15 protein-coding genes are annotated in these 17,956 nt (G+C 49.3%); 11 read left to right on the top strand and 4 right to left on the bottom strand.

What is annotated here, in order from left to right; translation table 11 throughout:
* Positions 1-79 precede the first annotated feature (79 nt).
* The 11 genes from abnA to cstA all read left to right on the top strand — a co-directional run bounded on the left by abnA (position 80) and on the right by cstA (position 13,627).
* Positions 80-1,045, top strand: a complete 966-nt coding sequence (gene abnA, locus QRX25_RS13430) for an arabinan endo-1,5-alpha-L-arabinosidase AbnA (protein WP_115997732.1) — start codon at positions 80-82, stop codon at positions 1,043-1,045.
* A gap of 178 nt (positions 1,046-1,223) precedes the next feature.
* Positions 1,224-2,717 carry an L-arabinose isomerase gene (gene araA, locus QRX25_RS13425; protein WP_212098642.1) on the top strand — a complete coding sequence of 498 codons (1,494 nt, stop codon included), beginning with the start codon at positions 1,224-1,226 and terminating at the stop codon, positions 2,715-2,717.
* Between the two features lies 1 nt (position 2,718).
* On the top strand, positions 2,719-4,404 hold the full coding sequence (gene araB / locus QRX25_RS13420) for a ribulokinase (RefSeq protein WP_212098639.1): 1,686 nt from the start codon (positions 2,719-2,721) through the stop codon (positions 4,402-4,404).
* A complete protein-coding gene (gene araD, locus QRX25_RS13415; RefSeq protein WP_003152509.1) occupies positions 4,397-5,086 on the top strand; it encodes an L-ribulose-5-phosphate 4-epimerase in 690 nt (229 codons plus the stop codon). The genes araB and araD overlap by 8 nt, the downstream gene beginning before the upstream one ends.
* Positions 5,064-5,870, top strand: a complete 807-nt coding sequence (gene araL / locus QRX25_RS13410) for a sugar-phosphatase AraL (protein ID WP_373925703.1) — start codon at positions 5,064-5,066, stop codon at positions 5,868-5,870. Before araD ends, araL begins: the two co-directional genes overlap by 23 nt.
* On the top strand, positions 5,867-7,051 hold the full coding sequence (locus tag QRX25_RS13405; RefSeq protein ID WP_212098633.1) for a sn-glycerol-1-phosphate dehydrogenase: 1,185 nt from the start codon (positions 5,867-5,869) through the stop codon (positions 7,049-7,051). The genes araL and QRX25_RS13405 overlap by 4 nt, the downstream gene beginning before the upstream one ends.
* Before the next feature lie 30 nt (positions 7,052-7,081).
* Positions 7,082-8,377 carry an arabinooligosaccharides ABC transporter substrate-binding protein AraN gene (gene araN, locus QRX25_RS13400; protein ID WP_115997728.1) on the top strand — a complete coding sequence of 432 codons (1,296 nt, stop codon included), beginning with the start codon at positions 7,082-7,084 and terminating at the stop codon, positions 8,375-8,377.
* 39 nt (positions 8,378-8,416) lie between these two features.
* Positions 8,417-9,358, top strand: coding sequence for an arabinooligosaccharides ABC transporter permease AraP (araP, locus tag QRX25_RS13395; RefSeq protein WP_115997727.1), 942 nt, complete (start codon positions 8,417-8,419; stop codon positions 9,356-9,358).
* A gap of 18 nt (positions 9,359-9,376) precedes the next feature.
* Entirely contained in the window at positions 9,377-10,204 is an 828-nt protein-coding gene (gene araQ / locus QRX25_RS13390; protein ID WP_038463275.1) for an arabinooligosaccharides ABC transporter permease AraQ, read from the top strand.
* Between the two features lie 16 nt (positions 10,205-10,220).
* Entirely contained in the window at positions 10,221-11,720 is a 1,500-nt protein-coding gene (gene arfA, locus QRX25_RS13385; RefSeq protein ID WP_212098630.1) for an arabinosylfuranosidase ArfA, read from the top strand.
* Between the two features lie 110 nt (positions 11,721-11,830).
* On the top strand, positions 11,831-13,627 hold the full coding sequence (cstA, locus tag QRX25_RS13380; RefSeq protein WP_115997725.1) for a carbon starvation protein CstA: 1,797 nt from the start codon (positions 11,831-11,833) through the stop codon (positions 13,625-13,627).
* A gap of 68 nt (positions 13,628-13,695) precedes the next feature.
* On the opposite strand, the gene QRX25_RS13375 is transcribed toward cstA, so the two are convergent.
* The 4 genes from QRX25_RS13375 to sspI all read right to left on the bottom strand — a co-directional run bounded on the left by QRX25_RS13375 (position 13,696) and on the right by sspI (position 17,894).
* Positions 13,696-15,024: a (Fe-S)-binding protein gene (locus QRX25_RS13375; RefSeq protein WP_115997724.1), complete on the bottom strand. Its 1,329-nt coding sequence runs from the start codon at positions 15,022-15,024 to the stop codon at positions 13,696-13,698.
* Positions 15,021-16,433 carry a glycolate oxidase subunit GlcD gene (glcD, locus tag QRX25_RS13370; RefSeq protein ID WP_212098627.1) on the bottom strand — a complete coding sequence of 471 codons (1,413 nt, stop codon included), beginning with the start codon at positions 16,431-16,433 and terminating at the stop codon, positions 15,021-15,023. The genes QRX25_RS13375 and glcD overlap by 4 nt, the downstream gene beginning before the upstream one ends.
* Positions 16,434-16,550: 117 nt before the next feature.
* Positions 16,551-17,618, bottom strand: a complete 1,068-nt coding sequence (locus QRX25_RS13365) for a CdaR family transcriptional regulator (RefSeq protein ID WP_115997722.1) — start codon at positions 17,616-17,618, stop codon at positions 16,551-16,553.
* Between the two features lie 60 nt (positions 17,619-17,678).
* Positions 17,679-17,894 carry a small acid-soluble spore protein SspI gene (gene sspI, locus QRX25_RS13360; RefSeq protein WP_013353118.1) on the bottom strand — a complete coding sequence of 72 codons (216 nt, stop codon included), beginning with the start codon at positions 17,892-17,894 and terminating at the stop codon, positions 17,679-17,681.
* Between the last annotated feature and the right edge of the window lie 62 nt (positions 17,895-17,956).

Here is a 17,956-nt window from a genome sequence, read left to right as displayed (position 1 = left end):
TGCGGCTACAATAAGGAAGACACAGAAAAATCTGACAATATATTTTTGTAAGCGCTTAAAAAAAGGGAGGGTTTATGAAATGAAAAACAGATTCAAACGCTTGATCCGCTTTTCGTGCGCAGCCGTTACAGCCGGGCTGCTGCTGATGTCTTCATCTCCGGCATCTGCCGCGTTTTGGGGGGCATCAAATGAATTGCTTCACGATCCGACGATGGCGAAAGAAGGAAACACGTGGTACGCCTTCGGAACCGGTTTGGAAGGTGAGAGGGGGCTCCGTGTCTTAAAGGAGGGCAGCGGCGGCGTATGGACCGTTCAAAAATCAATCTTTACTTCCCCGCTGTCATGGTGGAGCAATTACGTGCCGAATTACGGGCTGAATCAATGGGCCCCCGATGTTCAATATTATAATGGAAAGTATTGGCTGTATTATGCCGTTTCTTCATTCGGAAAAAATACCTCCGCAATCGGTCTCGCTTCATCAACAAGTCTCAGCTCAGGAAACTGGAAGGATGAAGGGCTCGTCATCCGTTCGACAAGCGCAAATGATTACAATGCAATTGATCCGGAGCTGACAATTGATAAGGACGGAAACCCTTGGCTTGCCTTCGGTTCTTTCTGGAGCGGCATCAAGCTGACAAAGCTTGATAAAAGCACAATGAAACCGACGGGATCACTTTACTCCATCGCTGCCAGGCCGAATAACGGCGGAGCTTTGGAAGCGCCGGCCATCACCTATCAGAACGGCTACTATTATTTAATGGTGTCATTTGATAAATGCTGTTCAGGTGTAAATAGTACGTACAAAATCGCTTATGGAAGATCCAAAAGCATCACCGGCCCATATCTTGATAAAAGCGGGAAAAGCATGTCAGAAGGCGGCGGCACAATTCTTGATTCCGGCAATGACCGCTGGAAAGGCCCGGGCGGTCAAGACATTGTGAACGGGAATATTTTAGTGCGCCATGCGTATGATGCCGAAGACAGCGGGATTCCGAAGATGCTCATCAATGATATCAACTGGAGTTCAGGCTGGCCTTCCTATTAATTGAGCAGCCGGGCATATGGTCCGGCTTTTTACTTGCAATAAAAGATTGACAGTTTGATTCCTCCTTAACTATAATGAAATTGTTCGTACAAATAAAAGGATTTAAGTTTTATATTTTATATTCATACGTATATTTTTAAATGCAAGCGCTTTATTTTGATGGGAAGGGGAAATGAATGTGCTTCAGAACAAGGAATATGAATTTTGGTTTATAACGGGAAGCCAGCACTTATACGGAGAGGAAACACTTCAGCTTGTCGATAAACATGCAAAAGGGATATGTGACGGTCTCAGCGGGGTGTCATCAAGATATAAGATCAGGCATAAACCGGTTGTCACGTCATCTGAAACAATCAGAGAGGTTTTGCGGGAAGCCCAGTATCAAGAAAACTGCGCCGGGGTCGTGACGTGGATGCATACGTTTTCTCCCGCGAAAATGTGGATTGAAGGTCTTTCCGCCTTTCAAAAGCCGATGCTTCATCTGCATACCCAATATCATCGTGATATCCCGTGGGAAACGATTGATATGGATTTTATGAACAGCAACCAATCCGCTCACGGAGACCGGGAATACGGATATATCCAGTCAAGAATGGGGCAGACGAGAAAAGTCATTGCGGGCTATTGGGATGATGAGGAAGTCAAACGCGACATTTCACAATGGATGAACACTGCTGCCGCCTGGAATGAAAGCAGGCATATTAAAGTAGCACGGTTCGGCGACAATATGCGGAATGTAGCCGTTACTGACGGAGACAAAGTCGGCGCCCACATTCAATTCGGCTGGCAGGTAGACGGATACGGAATCGGCGATCTTACCGAAGGGATGAACAGCGTCACCGATGCCGAAATTGAAGCGCTTTATGAAGAATACGACAAGTTGTATGTCATCAGCGACGAAACGAAACAGGATGAAGCAAAAGTTTCTTCCATTAAAGAACAGGCGAAAATCGAACTCGGATTAACAGCCTTTCTTGAGCGGGGCGGATATACGGCGTTTTCGACTTCCTTTGAGGTGCTGCACGGTATGAAGCAGCTTCCGGGGCTTGCCGTTCAGCGTCTTATGGAAAAAGGGTACGGATTTGCGGGCGAAGGCGATTGGAAAACGGCAGCCCTGGTGCGGATGATGAAAATAATGGCGGACGGACAACAAACCTCCTTCATGGAAGATTATACGTACCATTTTGAGCCGGGCCGTGCGATGATTCTCGGATCACATATGCTTGAAGTATGCCCGACAGTCGCTCTCGATCAGCCGAAAATCGAAGTACACCCTCTCTCAATCGGAGGCAAAGAAGATCCTGCCCGGCTGGTCTTTAACGGAATCGGCGGTTCAGCCATCATCGCCAGCATCATTGATATCGGAGGGCGGTTCCGTCTCGTTCTGAATGAAGCGGAAGGCAGGGAAATTGATCATGACATGCCGAATCTCCCTGTGGCGCGGGTGCTGTGGAAGCCTGAGCCATCGCTGAAAACAGCTGCGGAAGCATGGATTTTGGCGGGAGGCGCCCATCATACCTGCATGTCTTTCCGGCTTACGGCTGAACAAATGCTTGATTGGGCTGAAATGGCGGGCATTGAAAGCATCTTTATTTCCCGCAATACTGAAATACGCGAGCTGAAAAAAGAGCTGAAATGGAATGACGCATTATACCGGTTGGGAGGGATTTGATATGGCGTATACGATAGGTGTCGATTTCGGCACATTGTCAGGCCGGGCGGTGCTCGTCAATGTCCGGACAGGGGAAGAAATCGCATCCGCTGTAAAAGAATACACTCATGCTGTCATCGACCGTACGCTGCCGAAGACGGGTGAAAAACTTCCTCGGGACTGGGCGCTTCAGCATCCTGCCGATTATATCGAAGTTCTGGAAACGGCGATTCCGAGCCTGCTTCAGCAGACGGGCACTGATCCGAAAGACGTGATCGGCTTAGGAATTGATTTTACCGCCTGCACCATCTTGCCGGTAGACGGATCGGGACATCCGCTCTGTATGCTGCCGGAATTTGAACGGGAGCCTCACAGTTATGTGAAGCTGTGGAAGCATCATGCGGCTCAAAAATATGCGGACCGTTTAAACCGTATAGCCGAGGACACAAACGAAACATTTCTCAAAAGATACGGCGGTAAAATTTCTTCGGAATGGATGATCCCGAAAATCATGCAAATCGCGGAAGAAGCGCCGCATATATACGAGGCGGCAGATCGGATTGTGGAAGCGGCAGACTGGATTGTCTATCAATTGTGCGGTTCATTGAAGCGAAGCAACTGTACGGCCGGTTACAAAGCAATCTGGAATGACGAGACGGGGTATCCGCCGGATCATTTTTTCGAAAAGCTCAACCCGTTAATGAAAACGATTACAAAGGATAAATTAAGCGGAACCATTTATTCAGTCGGGGAAAAGGCAGGCGGGCTGACCGAAAAAATGGCGGAGCTGACCGGGCTCCTGCCGGGGACGGCCGTTGCCGTAGCCAATGTCGACGCCCACGTGTCAGTGCCGGCGGTCGGCATTACAAAACCGGGGAAAATGCTGATGATCATGGGAACGTCCACCTGTCATGTGCTGCTTGGCGAGGAAGAACATATCGTCCCCGGTATGTGCGGAGTCGTCAATAACGGCATCTTGCCCGGATATGCCGGATATGAAGCGGGGCAGTCCTGTGTCGGCGACCACTTTGAATGGTTTGTCAAAACGTGTGTTCCGAGGGACTATGAGAAGGAAGCAGAGGATAAACACATAGATATTCACGAGCTTTTAAGCATAAAAGCGGCTGAGCTTATTCCGGGGGAAAGCGGTCTTCTCGCGCTTGACTGGTGGAACGGAAACCGGTCAACCTTAGTGGACGCTGATTTGACGGGTATGATGCTCGGCATGACGCTGCACACGAAGCCGGAAGAAATCTACAGGGCATTGATTGAAGCGACGGCTTTCGGAACGAGGATGATTATCGAAACGTTCCGGGATAACGGTGTTCCGGTCGAAGAGCTTTACGCAGCCGGAGGAATCGCTGAAAAAAATCCTTTTATCATGCAGATTTATGCAGATATCACAAATATGGACATTAAATTATCCGGGTCTCCGCAGGCGCCTGCGCTGGGTTCCGCGATTTTCGGAGCGCTCGCTGCGGGACGGGAAAACGGAGGTTTCTCCAATATTGCTGAAGCCTGCGCGCATATGGGGAAATTAAAAGACGCCTCTTATGTCCCGAATCGGGAAAGAGCTGAGATTTATGACAGCTTATATGCGGAATATAAAGAGCTCGTTCACTACTTCGGCAAAGAAAACAATGTCATGAAACGCCTGAAAGCCATTAAAAACCGTGAGTTCGTGAAAGGGGAGAGCCGCTATGCTTGAAGCGTTAAAAGAAGAAGTGCTCGCCGCCAATCTGAAGCTTGAGGAACATAACCTTGTCACGTTTACATGGGGAAATGTCAGCGGCATCGACCGAGAGAGCGGGAGAATTGTCATTAAACCGAGCGGTGTCGATTACAGTGAACTGACCGCGGACAAACTGGTCGTCCTGAATGAGGACGGAGACATTCTGGAAGGCTCGCTGAAGCCGTCCTCTGACACGCCGACCCATCTTTATCTGTATAAAGCTTTTCCGGCTATCGGCGGAATCGTTCATACACATTCCCGCTGGGCGACGAGCTGGGCACAGTCAGGCAGGGACATTCCCGCACTGGGAACGACTCACGCGGATTATTTTGAAAGCGCTATACCCTGCACGAGGGAAATGTATGAAGAAGAGATTGTGAAAGATTACGAATATCATACAGGCAAAGTCATAGCGGAAACCTTTCAAAATGAACCGTATGAACAAAATCCGGGTGTCCTCGTCCACAGCCACGGCCCGTTCTGCTGGGGAACGGACGCGCTGAATGCCCTGCATAACGCCGTAGTGCTCGAAACAGTGGCGGAAATGGCCTACCATTCTCTTATGCTGAACAAACAGCTCAGTCCGATCGACAGAGTGCTGCATGATAAGCACTTTTACAGAAAACACGGGGCGAATGCTTATTATGGCCAAACTTGACGCCTCCGGGTTTCTGATTGATTTAGACGGAACCATATTCAGGGGGCAGGAGCTGATTGACGGCGCAACAGAAGCCATTCACACCCTTCAGTCACTGGGCAAATCGGTTGTCTTTTTAAGCAACCGCGGCAATTTATCAAGGGCAATGTGCCGGAAGAAACTGCTCGGTGCCGGCATCCGGACGGATGAACGGAGCATCGTGCTGTCCTCCAGTGTGACGGCATCATTTTTAAAGAAGCATTATCCTTTGTCAAAGGTGTGGGTGTTAGGGGAGAAAGGGCTGACTGATGAACTCGCTTTAGCGGGTGTCACCATGGCGCAAAAACCGCAGGCGGCAGACTGGCTTGTCATCTCCCTGCATGAAACCGTCACCTATGAGGATCTGAATCTCGCTTTTAAGGCAGCTTCCTCCGGCGCGCGCATCATTGCCACGAATCGGGACCGATCCTTTCCGAATGAAGGCGGCCATGCCATGGATGTCGCGGGAATGATCGGGGCCATTGAAGCATCTGCCGGAGCAAAAACGGAGCTTGTCGTCGGCAAACCGTCTTGGCTGATGGCTGAAGCGGCATGTGAAGCGCTCGGGCTTCCCCCGGTCGAATGCGCCATTATCGGAGACAGCCTCGAATCAGATATCGCAATGGGCAGGCTGTACGGAATGAAAAGCGTATTGGTTATGACTGGATCGGCCAAACTCGGGGTGCCCCGTCTTTATGAACCTGACATCGTACTCGATTCTATTAAAGATCTGACAGAATTAGCGAAGGAGGGAATCCTTTTATGAAACTTTCTCCGGCGGACATTCAATCCGAGTTTGACAGAGAAGGGGGCAGCTGCTCGCCTATTCAAATAGAAGATATCGTGATCGGAGCGACTGCAAAAGAAGAGCTGCTCAGATTTCTGCAAAAAAAATGCTGGAAACATTCGGTGATCGTCTGTGACCGGAACACTTACGAGGCGGCGGGACGGGTGCTTGCGGACGAATTGAAGGCCGGCGGGGTTAAAGCGGCAAAGCTCATCATTCCGGAGCATGAAGCCGGGGCCGCTGCGGCTGATGAGAGGACACTGGTCTATACGCTGATCAATATCGCGGAAGAGACGGATGTAATCATTGCAGCCGGTTCAGGGACGATTCACGATATTACACGGTTTGCCGCCTATCAGCGCGGTTTACCGTTTATATCATTCCCCACCGCTCCGTCAGTCGACGGTTTTACATCGGCGGGCGCGCCGCTCATATTAAACGGAATCAAAACGACGATTCAAACGAAAGCGCCGATCGCCCTCTTTGCGGATACGAATCTTTTAAAAGACGCGCCCCGCTCGATGACAGCCGCGGGTTTCGGCGATATGCTCGGAAAAATAACATCGCTGGCAGATTGGGAGATATCCCGCAGGCTTGCGGATGAGCCATACTCAGAAGCAGGGGCGAAGCTTGTGAAAGATGCGCTTTGGCAGTGCATTGATCACCGCGCTGACATTGCCGCGGGGACAGAGACCGGCATTGAGATACTGATGGAAGCGCTGATCGTTTCGGGCCTTGTCATGCTTGCCCTTGATCACTCCCGTCCCGCCTCAGGAGGAGAGCATCACATCTCGCATTGGATTGAGATGGATATGCTGAAGACAAAACAGCCTCCGATTCTCCATGGTGCGAAGGTGGGGTGTGCGTGCGCGGTGCTGAGTGATATTTACAAAGAACTGGCTTGTCACGAAAAGCTTGCAGAACTGCCGCCGAACTTTCGCGAGGCGATTCAATCAGCATATGAGGGGCTTCCTGACGGCAAAACAATTGCCGGGTGGCTCACATCTGCGGGAGGTCCAGCCTGTTTCGATGAAATCGGTGTCAATAAGGACCTTGTCTGCGCCGCGCTTAAGCATGCGCACACACTGAGAGACCGTTATACCGGTTTGACCATCATAAATGAACATGCAGCGCTCTTTGCACATCATTTGCTTCAATAGCCGTACGGCCTAAAGTGGAGGGGGAATGACATGAAAAAAACGACCGCTGTATGGTTGGTGGTGATGATGCTCTTATTGTTTACCGCCGGCTGTTCACAAGAACGGACTGCCGGACGGCCGGGAGAAACGGAGCTGACTTTTTGGACGTTTAACGGACTGCACGAACAGTTCTATCAGGAGATGGTCAAAGAATGGAATCAGAAATATCCGGAGCGGAAAATTAAGCTGAATACCGTTGTTTATCCTTATGGACAAATGCATGATAATCTATCCGTTTCGCTGATCGCGGGTGAGGGGCTTCCCGATATAGCCGACGTGGAATTAAGCCGGTTCTCGAACTTTCTGAAAGGAAAGGATATCCCGCTTGCCGATCTGACTCCGCTGATTGAAAAAGACCGCGATAAGTTTGTGGAAGCGCGTCTTGCCCTATACAGCAAAAACGGCAAATTGTACGGCCTTGATACACATGTGGGGACGACCGTCATGTTTTACAACATGGATATCATGAAAAAAGCGGGCGTTGATCCCGCCTCTATTAAGACATGGGAGGATTACCGGCGGGCAGGGAAAAAAGTGCGCGAAATCACGGGAAAACCGATGGGAACGGTTGAAACAAATGACTCCGCCACATTCCTCTCCATGATTTCGCAGCAAGGATCAGGCTACTTCAGCAAAAACGGCAAATTGATTCTGAACAGTAAAACGAATATAGACACATTGAATTACTTAAAGGATATGGTAAATGATAAAACCCTTCTGCCGGCTCCCGGCGGCGGCCATCACAGCGAAGAATACTACGGTTTTATGAATCAGGGCGGGGCGGCGTCAGTGCTGATGCCCATTTGGTACATGGGACGGTTTATCGATTATATGCCTGACTTAAAAGGAAAAATGGCGATTTACCCTATGCCGGCCTGGAAAGAAGGCGGTGACCGATCAGCGGGCTTGGGCGGAACAGCCACTGTCGTGCCGAAACAGGCTGAACATCTGGAGCTCGCGAAAGAATTTCTCGGATTTGCGAAAGGTTCAAAGGAAGGAAATATTAAGCTGTGGACAGTGCTCGGCTTTGATCCGCTCCGCTGGGACGTGTGGAATTCAAAAGAATTGAAGGAGAAAAACAAGTACACTGATTTCTTCCGGAACGGTACGTCAATTTTTTCCTCACTCCTTGAAATAAAAGATGAGATCAATCCGATTTATCTGCATGAAGACTTCTCTAAAGCGGCTGATCTCGTAGTCAGACAGGTGCTGTTCGATGCGCTTAAGACGCAGGAAAAAACACCTAAGGAAGCCTTGGACGAGGCGGCACAGCAATTGGAAAAATAAGAAGCCGCCCAATTTAACAGAGAAAGCGGGGGAGCTTTTATGAGACCTGTAAAGACAGAGACAGCGCAAACCGTTTCTGCAGTCCGGAGAGAGCCGCGCCGGCGCAATGTGCTGTATTCAAAAAAAGCGGCGCCTTATCTATTTACGGCGCCTTTTATCATTTCGTTTCTCGTTTTCTTTTTGTATCCGATCATCAGTGTGTTTATCATGAGCTTTCAGCGGATACTGCCGGGAGAAGTTACATTTGTCGGGTTTTCCAATTATACCGCTCTTCTTAATCCAACCTTTTATACCGCATTATTTAATACATTGGAATATACCTTCTGGACGCTCGTCGTGCTGATTCCGGTGCCGCTTCTTTTGGCGGTGTTTCTGAATTCGAAGCTCGTCATGTTCAGAAATGTATTTAAATCGGCACTGTTTGTACCGGCTTTAACATCGACCATCGTAGCGGGCATTATATTCCGGCTGATGTTCGGAGAAATGAATACATCGCTGGCAAATGAGCTGATGATCAAGCTCGGCGCCTCGCCCCAAAACTGGCTCAACAACAAAGGAACCGGCATGTTTTTAATGGTGCTCCTTGCATCATGGAGATGGATGGGCATTAACATTCTTTATTTTTTGGCCGGATTGCAGAACGTGCCGAAAGAATTATATGAAGCCGCTGAAATTGACGGGGCGAGTACGTGGAAAAAGTTCCGGCATATTACCCTCCCGTTTTTAAAGCCGGTGTCCGTTTATGTGTTAACGATCAGTATTATCGGCGGTTTCAGAATGTTTGAGGAAAGCTATGTGCTTTGGCAGAATAATTCCCCGGGCAATATCGGCCTCACGCTTGTCGGTTATTTATATCAGCAGGGGCTTGCGTATAACGAAATGGGGTACGGTGCCGCAATCGGAATTGTCCTTTTGCTCGTCATCTTACTGGTAAGCCTTGTTTCGCTGAAACTGTCCGGTTCGTTTAAAAGGGAGGGATAAGCGGTGCGTCACAATCACATGTCTCTTGTGTACAGAGTTGCGTTTACCTTGTTTTTTATCATGCTGAGCCTGCTGTATATCTTTCCGTTGCTCTGCCTGCTGCTCGGTTCACTAAAGCCGTCATCTGAGCTGATGCGCATCGGGCTGAATCTGCGTCTTGATCCGGATGTGATGAGCCTTGATAACTACACGTATCTGTTCCACGGGGGAAGCATTTATTTTAAGTGGTTTTTTAACAGCCTGCTGCTCGGCGTTCTCACCACGGTTCTCACGCTGTTTTTTTCCTCTATGATCGGCTACGGACTCGGTGTCTACGAGTTTAAAGGCAGAAATGTTATTTTCGTTCTTGTGCTGATCATTATGATGGTGCCTCTTGAAGTGATGATGCTTCCGTTATTTAAACTGACGGTGGGCCTTCATTTGATCGATTCTTATACGGGGGTGATTCTGCCGTTTATCGTGTCGCCTGTCGCCGTGTTCTTTTTCAGGCAATATGCGCTCGGCCTTCCGAAGGATCTGCTTGATTCAGCGAGAATGGACGGCTGCACGGAATTCGGAATTTTCTTCAGAATTATGGCGCCGCTCATGAAACCGGCATTCGGAGCAATGATCATTCTCCAATCTTTAAACAGCTGGAATAACTTTTTATGGCCGCTGATCGTGCTTCGGTCGAAAGAAATGTTTACGCTTCCAATCGGGCTTTCAGGGCTGCTGAGTCCGTATGGCAATAACTATGACATGCTGATCTCCGGTTCCGTTTTTGCGATACTGCCGGTTATCATCATATTCTTGTTTTTCCAAAAATACTTCATTTCCGGCCTGACAGTCGGCGGAGTGAAGGGATAGAGAGGGAGGAAACATAATGAAAAAAGCGGGAATTACAGCAGATAAAGAATATATCATCGGTGAAGTGGACAAACGGATTTACGGTTCATTTATTGAACATATGGGCCGGGCGGTGTATGAAGGCATTTATGAGCCCGGACACCCGAAAGCCGACCAGGACGGTTTCAGAACAGATGTACAGGAGTTAATCAAGGAATTGCAGGTGCCCTTCATCCGCTATCCGGGAGGGAATTTTCTCTCAGGCTACAATTGGGAAGACGGCGTCGGACCTGTGAAGGACCGCCCGCGGAGGCTTGATTTGGCATGGCAGACGACAGAAACGAACGAAGTCGGGACGAATGAATTTTTAACGTGGGCAAAAAAAGTGAATGCCGAAGTGAATATGGCGGTCAATCTCGGGACGAGAGGAATCGATGCCGCCAGGAACCTCGTTGAATACTGCAACCATCCTGAAGGGTCATACTGGAGCGATTTACGAAAATCGCACGGATATGAGAAACCTTACGGCATAAAAACATGGTGCTTAGGAAATGAGATGGACGGCCCTTGGCAGATCGGGCATAAAACGGCGCACGAATACGGGCGGCTCGCCGCTGAAACGGCAAAGGTAATGAAATGGACGGACCCGACGATTGAATTGGTGGCTTGCGGAAGCTCAAACAGCGGCATGCCGACCTTTATCGAGTGGGAGGCGGAGGTGCTGGAGCATACGTACGAGCATGTGGATTACATCTCACTGCATACGTATTACGGCAACCATGAAAATGATCTTGAAAATTATTTGGCGAAGTCCATGGATTTAGACCATTTTATCAAATCCGTAACAGCCGTATGTGATTATATGAAAGCGAAAAAGCGCAGCAAAAAAACGATTCAGCTTTCATTAGATGAATGGAATGTGTGGTATCACTCAAATGAAGCGGATAAAAAAGTGGAACCGTGGATTACGGCCCGGCCGATTCTTGAAGACATCTACAATTTTGAAGATGCGCTGTTGATCGGCTCATTGCTGATTACGATGCTGCAGCATGCGGACAGACTAAAGATCGCCTGTCTCGCCCAGCTTGTTAACGTGATTGCGCCTATCATGACAGAAAAGGGCGGAGAAGCATGGAGGCAGCCGATCTTTTACCCTTACATGCACGCTTCTCTCTATGGAAGAGGGACTTCAATGAAGCTGCTGGTGACCTCCCCGAAATACGACTCCGCGGATTTTACGGATGTGCCGTATGTTGATGCCGCAGCCGTTTACCATGAAGAGGATGAAACCCTGACCATTTTTGCCGTCAACAAAAGCAAGGAACTGATGGAAACGGAGATAAAGCTCAGAGGGTTTGAAAATTACCGCATCATTGAGCATATCGTGCTCGAGCATCAGGATATGAAAGCGACCAATCAAAAAAACAGAAAACAAGTCATTCCGCACACGAACGGGACATCTTCCGCAAGCGCCGAAGGAATAACGGCTCATTTTACGCCGCTGTCCTGGAATGTCATCCGTTTATCAGGAAAATAATGTTCCGAAAAGCCGGGCTTTGCCGCCGGCTTTTTTCACGCAAAAAATCATCTCCTGTCATTTGATAATTGTGATAATATTTAGAAAAAGAGAAAAGGGGCTGGGACTAAATGAATGCGATTACAATCGTCATAGCGTCTATATGTATTTTGGCGATCGCCTATCGGCTTTACGGTACTTTTATGATGGTCAAAGTATTAAAAATCAATGATCAGACACCGACTCCGGCCCATGTGTTTGAGGACGGGAAAGATTATGTGCCGACAAATAAATGGGTGTCATTCGGGCACCACTTTGCGGCAATCGCTGCCGCCGGCCCGCTTGTCGGACCGATTCTGGCGGCACAGTTCGGCTATCTGCCCGGGCTTTTATGGCTGTTAATCGGGGCGGTGATCGGAGGAGCCGTGCACGATATTGTCGTATTGTTTGCATCGATGCGGAAAAACGGAAAAACGCTTTCTGAAGTCGCCAAAGAAGAGCTCGGCCCGGTGGCAGGCTTTTGCACTGGTCTTTCCATGCTGTTTATCATTACGATCACGATGGCGGGGCTGTCGATGGTTGTGCTGCATGCACTTGAACAAAACCCGTGGGGAACGTTTGCGGTAGGGATTACGATTCCGATCGCCATGGGGGTCGGCGTCTACTATAAAAAAACGGGCAATCTCAAACTAGCATCAACTGTCGGTTTTCTTTTACTGATGGCCGGTGTTGTGATCGGGCCGTGGCTGCAAACAACGGCTCTCGGCGACATGCTGACATTGGATGCGAAAACACTCGCGGCGGCGCTTCCCGTCTATGCATTTTTCGCCGCGGCGCTTCCGGTTTGGCTTTTGCTTGCCCCGCGTGACTATTTAAGCAGTTTTATGAAAATCGGGGTTTTTGCCGCATTAATCGCAGGTGTCTTTTTCGTAAATCCAGCCGTTCAATTCCCGGCCGTGACAGAGTTTATTCACGGCGGCGGACCGGTGATCGCGGGTCCAGTCTGGCCGTTTATTTCAATAACGATTGCCTGCGGCGCCATTTCAGGCTTTCATGCATTTGTCGGTTCCGGCACAACCCCGAAAATGCTGGATAAATGGAGTGATATAAAGCCTGTTGCTTTCGGAGCGATGCTTGTTGAATGTCTCGTCGGAATCATGGCGCTTATTGCAGCTGCCGCTCTTGAGCCCGCCGACTATTTTGCCATTAACAGCACGCCTGAAATATTCCGCACGCTTGGGATGAATGTCGTCCACCTGCCTGAATTGAGCAAAGAAATCGGGCTCAGTCTGGAAGGAAGAACGGGAGGCGCTGTTACACTTGCCGTCGGTATGACTTATATCTTTACGGAAATTCCTTTTTTCAGTCATTTGGCTTCATACTTTTTTCAATTTGTCATTATGTTTGAAGCGGTGTTTATTTTAACGGCAATTGATGCGGGAACCCGTGTCGCCCGCTATTTGATTCAGGAGTTTTTCGGAGAGGTATATAAGCCGCTGAAAAAAACAGATTGGCTGCCGGGCTCGATTTTCTCAAGCGCGCTCGCCTGCCTGCTGTGGGGCTATCTTCTGTATTCGGGCGACATCAGCTCCATTTGGGCGCTGTTCGGCGTGTCCAATCAGCTTATGGCTTCTGTCGGATTAATCATCGGTGCGACCGTCGTATTGAAAATAGCCGATAAGCGGCGCTATATGCTGACATGCCTGATTCCCCTCGCTTATTTGTACGTGACCGTCAACTATGCTGGGTATTGGATGGTGAGGTATGTGTATTTGAATCCCGAAGCGGCAGGATACAATGTGCTGAATGGTGTTTTATCCATTATCATGCTCATTCTCGGACTTGTGATTATCATTGCGGCTGTGAAGAAATGGGCAAACGTATGGCGTGATCCGAGTGCCAGACTGGAAGCTTCAATACCCGGATAAATCCGCCGCCGATCCGCACATTGCAGCATCATAAAAGCAGAGAGCCGATCGGTCTCTCTGCTTTCGGTTTATGACAAATCTGCCGCTTCCAGAAGGTAGTCCGCCAAATGAACCGCGCGGACACGGTCTGTTACGCCTTCACGCAATATGCCGAGCTGCATTTGCAGAAGGCATCCGGGATTGGCTGTCACGATGACGGCCGCTTCCGTTTTTCCGGCAGCTTTCATCTTGCTGTCTAATATTTTCATAGACATTTCTGATTCTGTTATATTATAAATACCCGCCGACCCGCAGCAGCTGTCGGCTTTTTCCATTTCTCTGTACTCAGCCCCTTTAATGCTTTTCAAAAGCGTGCGCGGCTCTTCTGACGTATGCATCACATTTCGGAGATGGCAGGAGTCCTGATATGTGACGATATGAGGGGACTGCGCCCGAAGGTTCCTTTGATGGAACTTCAGTTCAACCAGTACGGATGAAAAATCCTTGAGCTTCCGGACGAATTGTTTGGCGCGCTCCGCCCAGTCAGGTTCATCTTTCAGTAAATGCGGATATTCCTGAAGAAAGGCGCCGCATCCGCCGGCGTTTGTAATGATATAATCAGCGTCAAGCGCCTCAAAGGCCGCGATATTCCGCTTGGCGAGTTCTTTTCCCGTCTCTTTTTCTCCGCTGTGCCCGTGAAGCGCGCCGCAGCACGCCTGACCCTCCGGAACCGCGATTTCACATCCGGCCGCCTGTAACAGCGCAGTTGTCGCATGATTTGTCGCTAAAAACATCGTATCCATTAAGCAGCCCGAGAAAAAAGCGGCCCGTTTTTTAACGGAACCCGCGGCGGGAAGAAATCGCGGGCGTTCCTTCATGTCTTTCCGTTTCGGGACGGGCGGAAGCACTTGTTCCATTGTGCGCAGATGCTCAGGCAAAACGCGCAGCATACCGGTTTTTCTGACGGCGGCCTGCAATCCCGACCTTTGATATATCCCGAGAAGGTTTGCCGCTGTCTGCATGCGGTTTTGATGAGGGAAAAGCCCGGTAAAGGCGGCTTTCCGCAAAAGGCGCACGCCCGGCTTATGTTTTTTATTTTGATGAATGATATCCCTTGCTTCTTCAAGCAGCTGTCCGTAATTAACCCCTGCGGGACAAACGGGTTCGCATGCCCTGCATCCGAGACACAGCGAAAGTGAGCGCTCGACATCTTCATCCGGCTCGATCAGTCCGTCTGTGACGGCTTTCATCAGGGCGATCCGGCCGCGTGGCGAATGGGATTCTTGAAATCCCGATTCTATATAGGTCGGACAGGAAGGAAGACAGAAGCCGCAGCGCATACAGTTCAGCAATTCACCTTCATCCATCCGGCTTTTGAATTCTTTTTGAATTTGCTTCTGCTCTTTAGCTGTTGTCATTTCATCACCACCACGCGTTTCCTTGATGAATTGGCGAATATTTTGCCCGGATTCAGCAGGTTTTGGGGATCTAGCGCTTGTTTGATCGCTTTCATTGCGGTGATGCCTTCTGTTTTCAGCTTCATTTCTAAATACGGCGCTTTCACGATGCCGACCCCGTGTTCACCCGTTATCGTTCCGCCCAGCTCAATCGCTTTCTCAAAAATGGCGGCAAAGGCTTTTTCGACACGTTCCATTTCCTCTGTATTTCTGATATCGGTGGTGCACGTCGGATGAAGGTTGCCGTCGCCTGCGTGGCCGAAAGTACAGATGGACAAGCCGTATGTTTCTGCAATCTCGTTAATGGTTTTGACCATGCTGGCAATTTGTGATCTGGGCACGGTCGCATCTTCCAGAATCGTTGTCGGTTTCAGTCTGGCAAGGGCTGATAATGCGGATCTTCTGGCCTCTGTAAGGGCGAATGCCTCCTCCTCGGTTTCAGCCGTTTGGACGGATACGGCGGCTCCGTTTTTACAGATGGCTTCGATTTTTTTCATATCGCGTCTGACCGTATCACTGTCACCGTCCTGTTCGATCAGCAGGACGGCTTTTGCGTCGGTCGGAAGCCCGATCTTGGCGTAATCTTCAATGACCTGCAGTGTCGGCTGATCCAGAAATTCGAGTGTCGCCGGAATGATTTTTTCAGCAATGATGGCAGAAACAGATTCCGCAGCCGCTTCAATATGTTCATAGAGTGCGAGAAGCGTTTTTTTCGTTTCCGGCTTTGGAACAAGCTTTAAAGTCGCTTCCGTCACAACGCCGAGCGTTCCCTCAGATCCGACAAAAAGCCTTGTCAGATCATAACCTGCGACATCTTTTGTCAGCTTTCCGCCTGTGCGGATGATATCGCCTGATGCCAGGACCGCTTCAAGGCCGAGCACATAATCCCGGGTGACGCCGTACTTCAGTCCGCGCAGCCCGCCGGAATTTTCATTAATATTCCCGCCGATGGTCGATATTTTCATGCTGCTCGGATCAGGCGGATAAAATAAACCTTTCCGTTCCACCGCATGGATCATATCTTGCGTAATCACGCCCGGCTGTACGGTTGCCGTCAAATTTTCTTCATCAATTTCAAGAATGCGGTTCATATGTTTGAATAAAAGAACAAGACCGCCTTCAGACGGACATGTGCCGCCGCATAAGTTTGTGCCTGAACCCCTCGGCACGATCGGAATGTCATGCCTGCTGCAAATCGTTAGTATACGTGATACGTCATCCGCGCAGCGGGGGGCTATTACCGCATCCGGCATGGCCTGTAGCTGAGGGGCCGCATCGTACGAATACACAAGACGCCCCGCCGCCGAATCATCATAATTCTCCTTGCCGACCGCTAGAATGAACTGTTCCTTTGCCTCTCGTGAAATCATATTCTCCCAACCTCCCTGATTAGAAAAGCGTTTTCATTTAATTGTAAAGAAAAATGATTCCGCGCACTATGGAGAAACATATGAAAAATGACGATGATATTACGTGTTTTTTGTATGTTAGTCTAAAAAGCGAAGCGCCAAATAAAAAGCCGTAATGTCTTCAGGGCGGTCAAGCTTCATATTTGTCAATGATTCCAGTTTGGAAAGACGGTAGCGCAATGTATTAATATGAATGTGCATGTCGCTAGCGGTGCGCTTTAACGATAATTGCCGGTCGAAAAAGGCGCGCAGCGTATCAAGAAGTTCTTCACGGCCGAGAACATGCTCGAGAACACGGCGTGAAAATTCCGACCGTGTCCCGGGCGCAATTTCGGCAAGACACATATCCAGTTTTAAATCTTCTTCAAAGACGGCCTGCTTGTCGGCAATGCCTGCCGAAAGAGCTTTCTCCGCCTGTCCGTATGATTCCGTGAGGCGCTCTCCCGGAACAATCCGACCGATGCCGGCCGTGACAGGCTGCCCAAAAACAGCGCCGATTCTTTTGATCAGCTGCTGCTTAGAACTTGAGTTTGTTTCATGGTTTATGAGAATGCGTTCATTTCCCCAGCGGACACACAGGTCTTCGGGGCATTCGTTCTGCCAGATTCGCCCGAGCTCTTCCGCTTCATATTGTTTATAACGGCCTTGAATGAGTATGATCCGGCGGTGTGAATGCAGATCTGCGCCGAGGAGCTTTGCTTTTTCTATAAAGCCCGGGGACCATTCCTTTAACTGCAGCCAATCAACCATAAAAGATTCAATCATTCTCGCACGCCACTGCGCTTCTTCCATGTGGCGCGTTTCTTTAATAAACAGCTCTGTCATTTTTCTGAGCAATTCTCCAAAAGGCAGGATATCGTCAGGGTTTCCTGTCAGACCGAATACTCCGATCACCTCATGACCCGAAAAAACGGGGAGGTTCAGTCCTGCTTTTACGCCCTCGAGCCGTTTTTCATCTTCTTTTGTAATGATGACATTCCGTTTTTCGCGCGCGCAGATCAGTGCGCCTTCATGAAAACATCCGGCGCGCGCCTCGTTGGTGCCCGCGATGATCATTCCTTTTGTATCGGCAATAATCACTTCGCGGCTGTACATGTGTTTGACTTCGGCAATCAATTTCTTTGCCAGTTCCGGCTGTAACTGCATGGCGATCCCCCTCGCCGTTATTATACAAAAAAACCGGGTGTGCCATCACCCGGTTCATGCTTATTGCGCAGGTTTTAATCCGCCTTCAAGTGTTTTGAGCATTTCATTTTTTTCTGATTCTGACGCATGCTGCCAAAGAACTTCGAATAATACGCCGAGGCCAGGAAGCATTTTTTCTTCACCGCTTTGGATGGCGTCAACGATAGTGTGCTCCAGCTGATCTTGGTTATTGCCGGTTACATTGGCAATAACGGCGTTGCGTAAATTAAGATCCATTACAACCGCTCCTTTTTCCTGAATGTGATACGCATATTCTTACCGCGCACGCGGTTTATTAT

The sequence above is a fragment of the Bacillus sp. L381 genome, from assembly GCF_030284525.1.
In the GTDB taxonomy this organism is placed as follows: domain Bacteria; phylum Bacillota; class Bacilli; order Bacillales; family Bacillaceae; genus Bacillus; species Bacillus amyloliquefaciens.
Note: the sequence above shows the minus strand (reverse complement) of the source record. Positions and strands in the feature narration are given on the sequence as shown.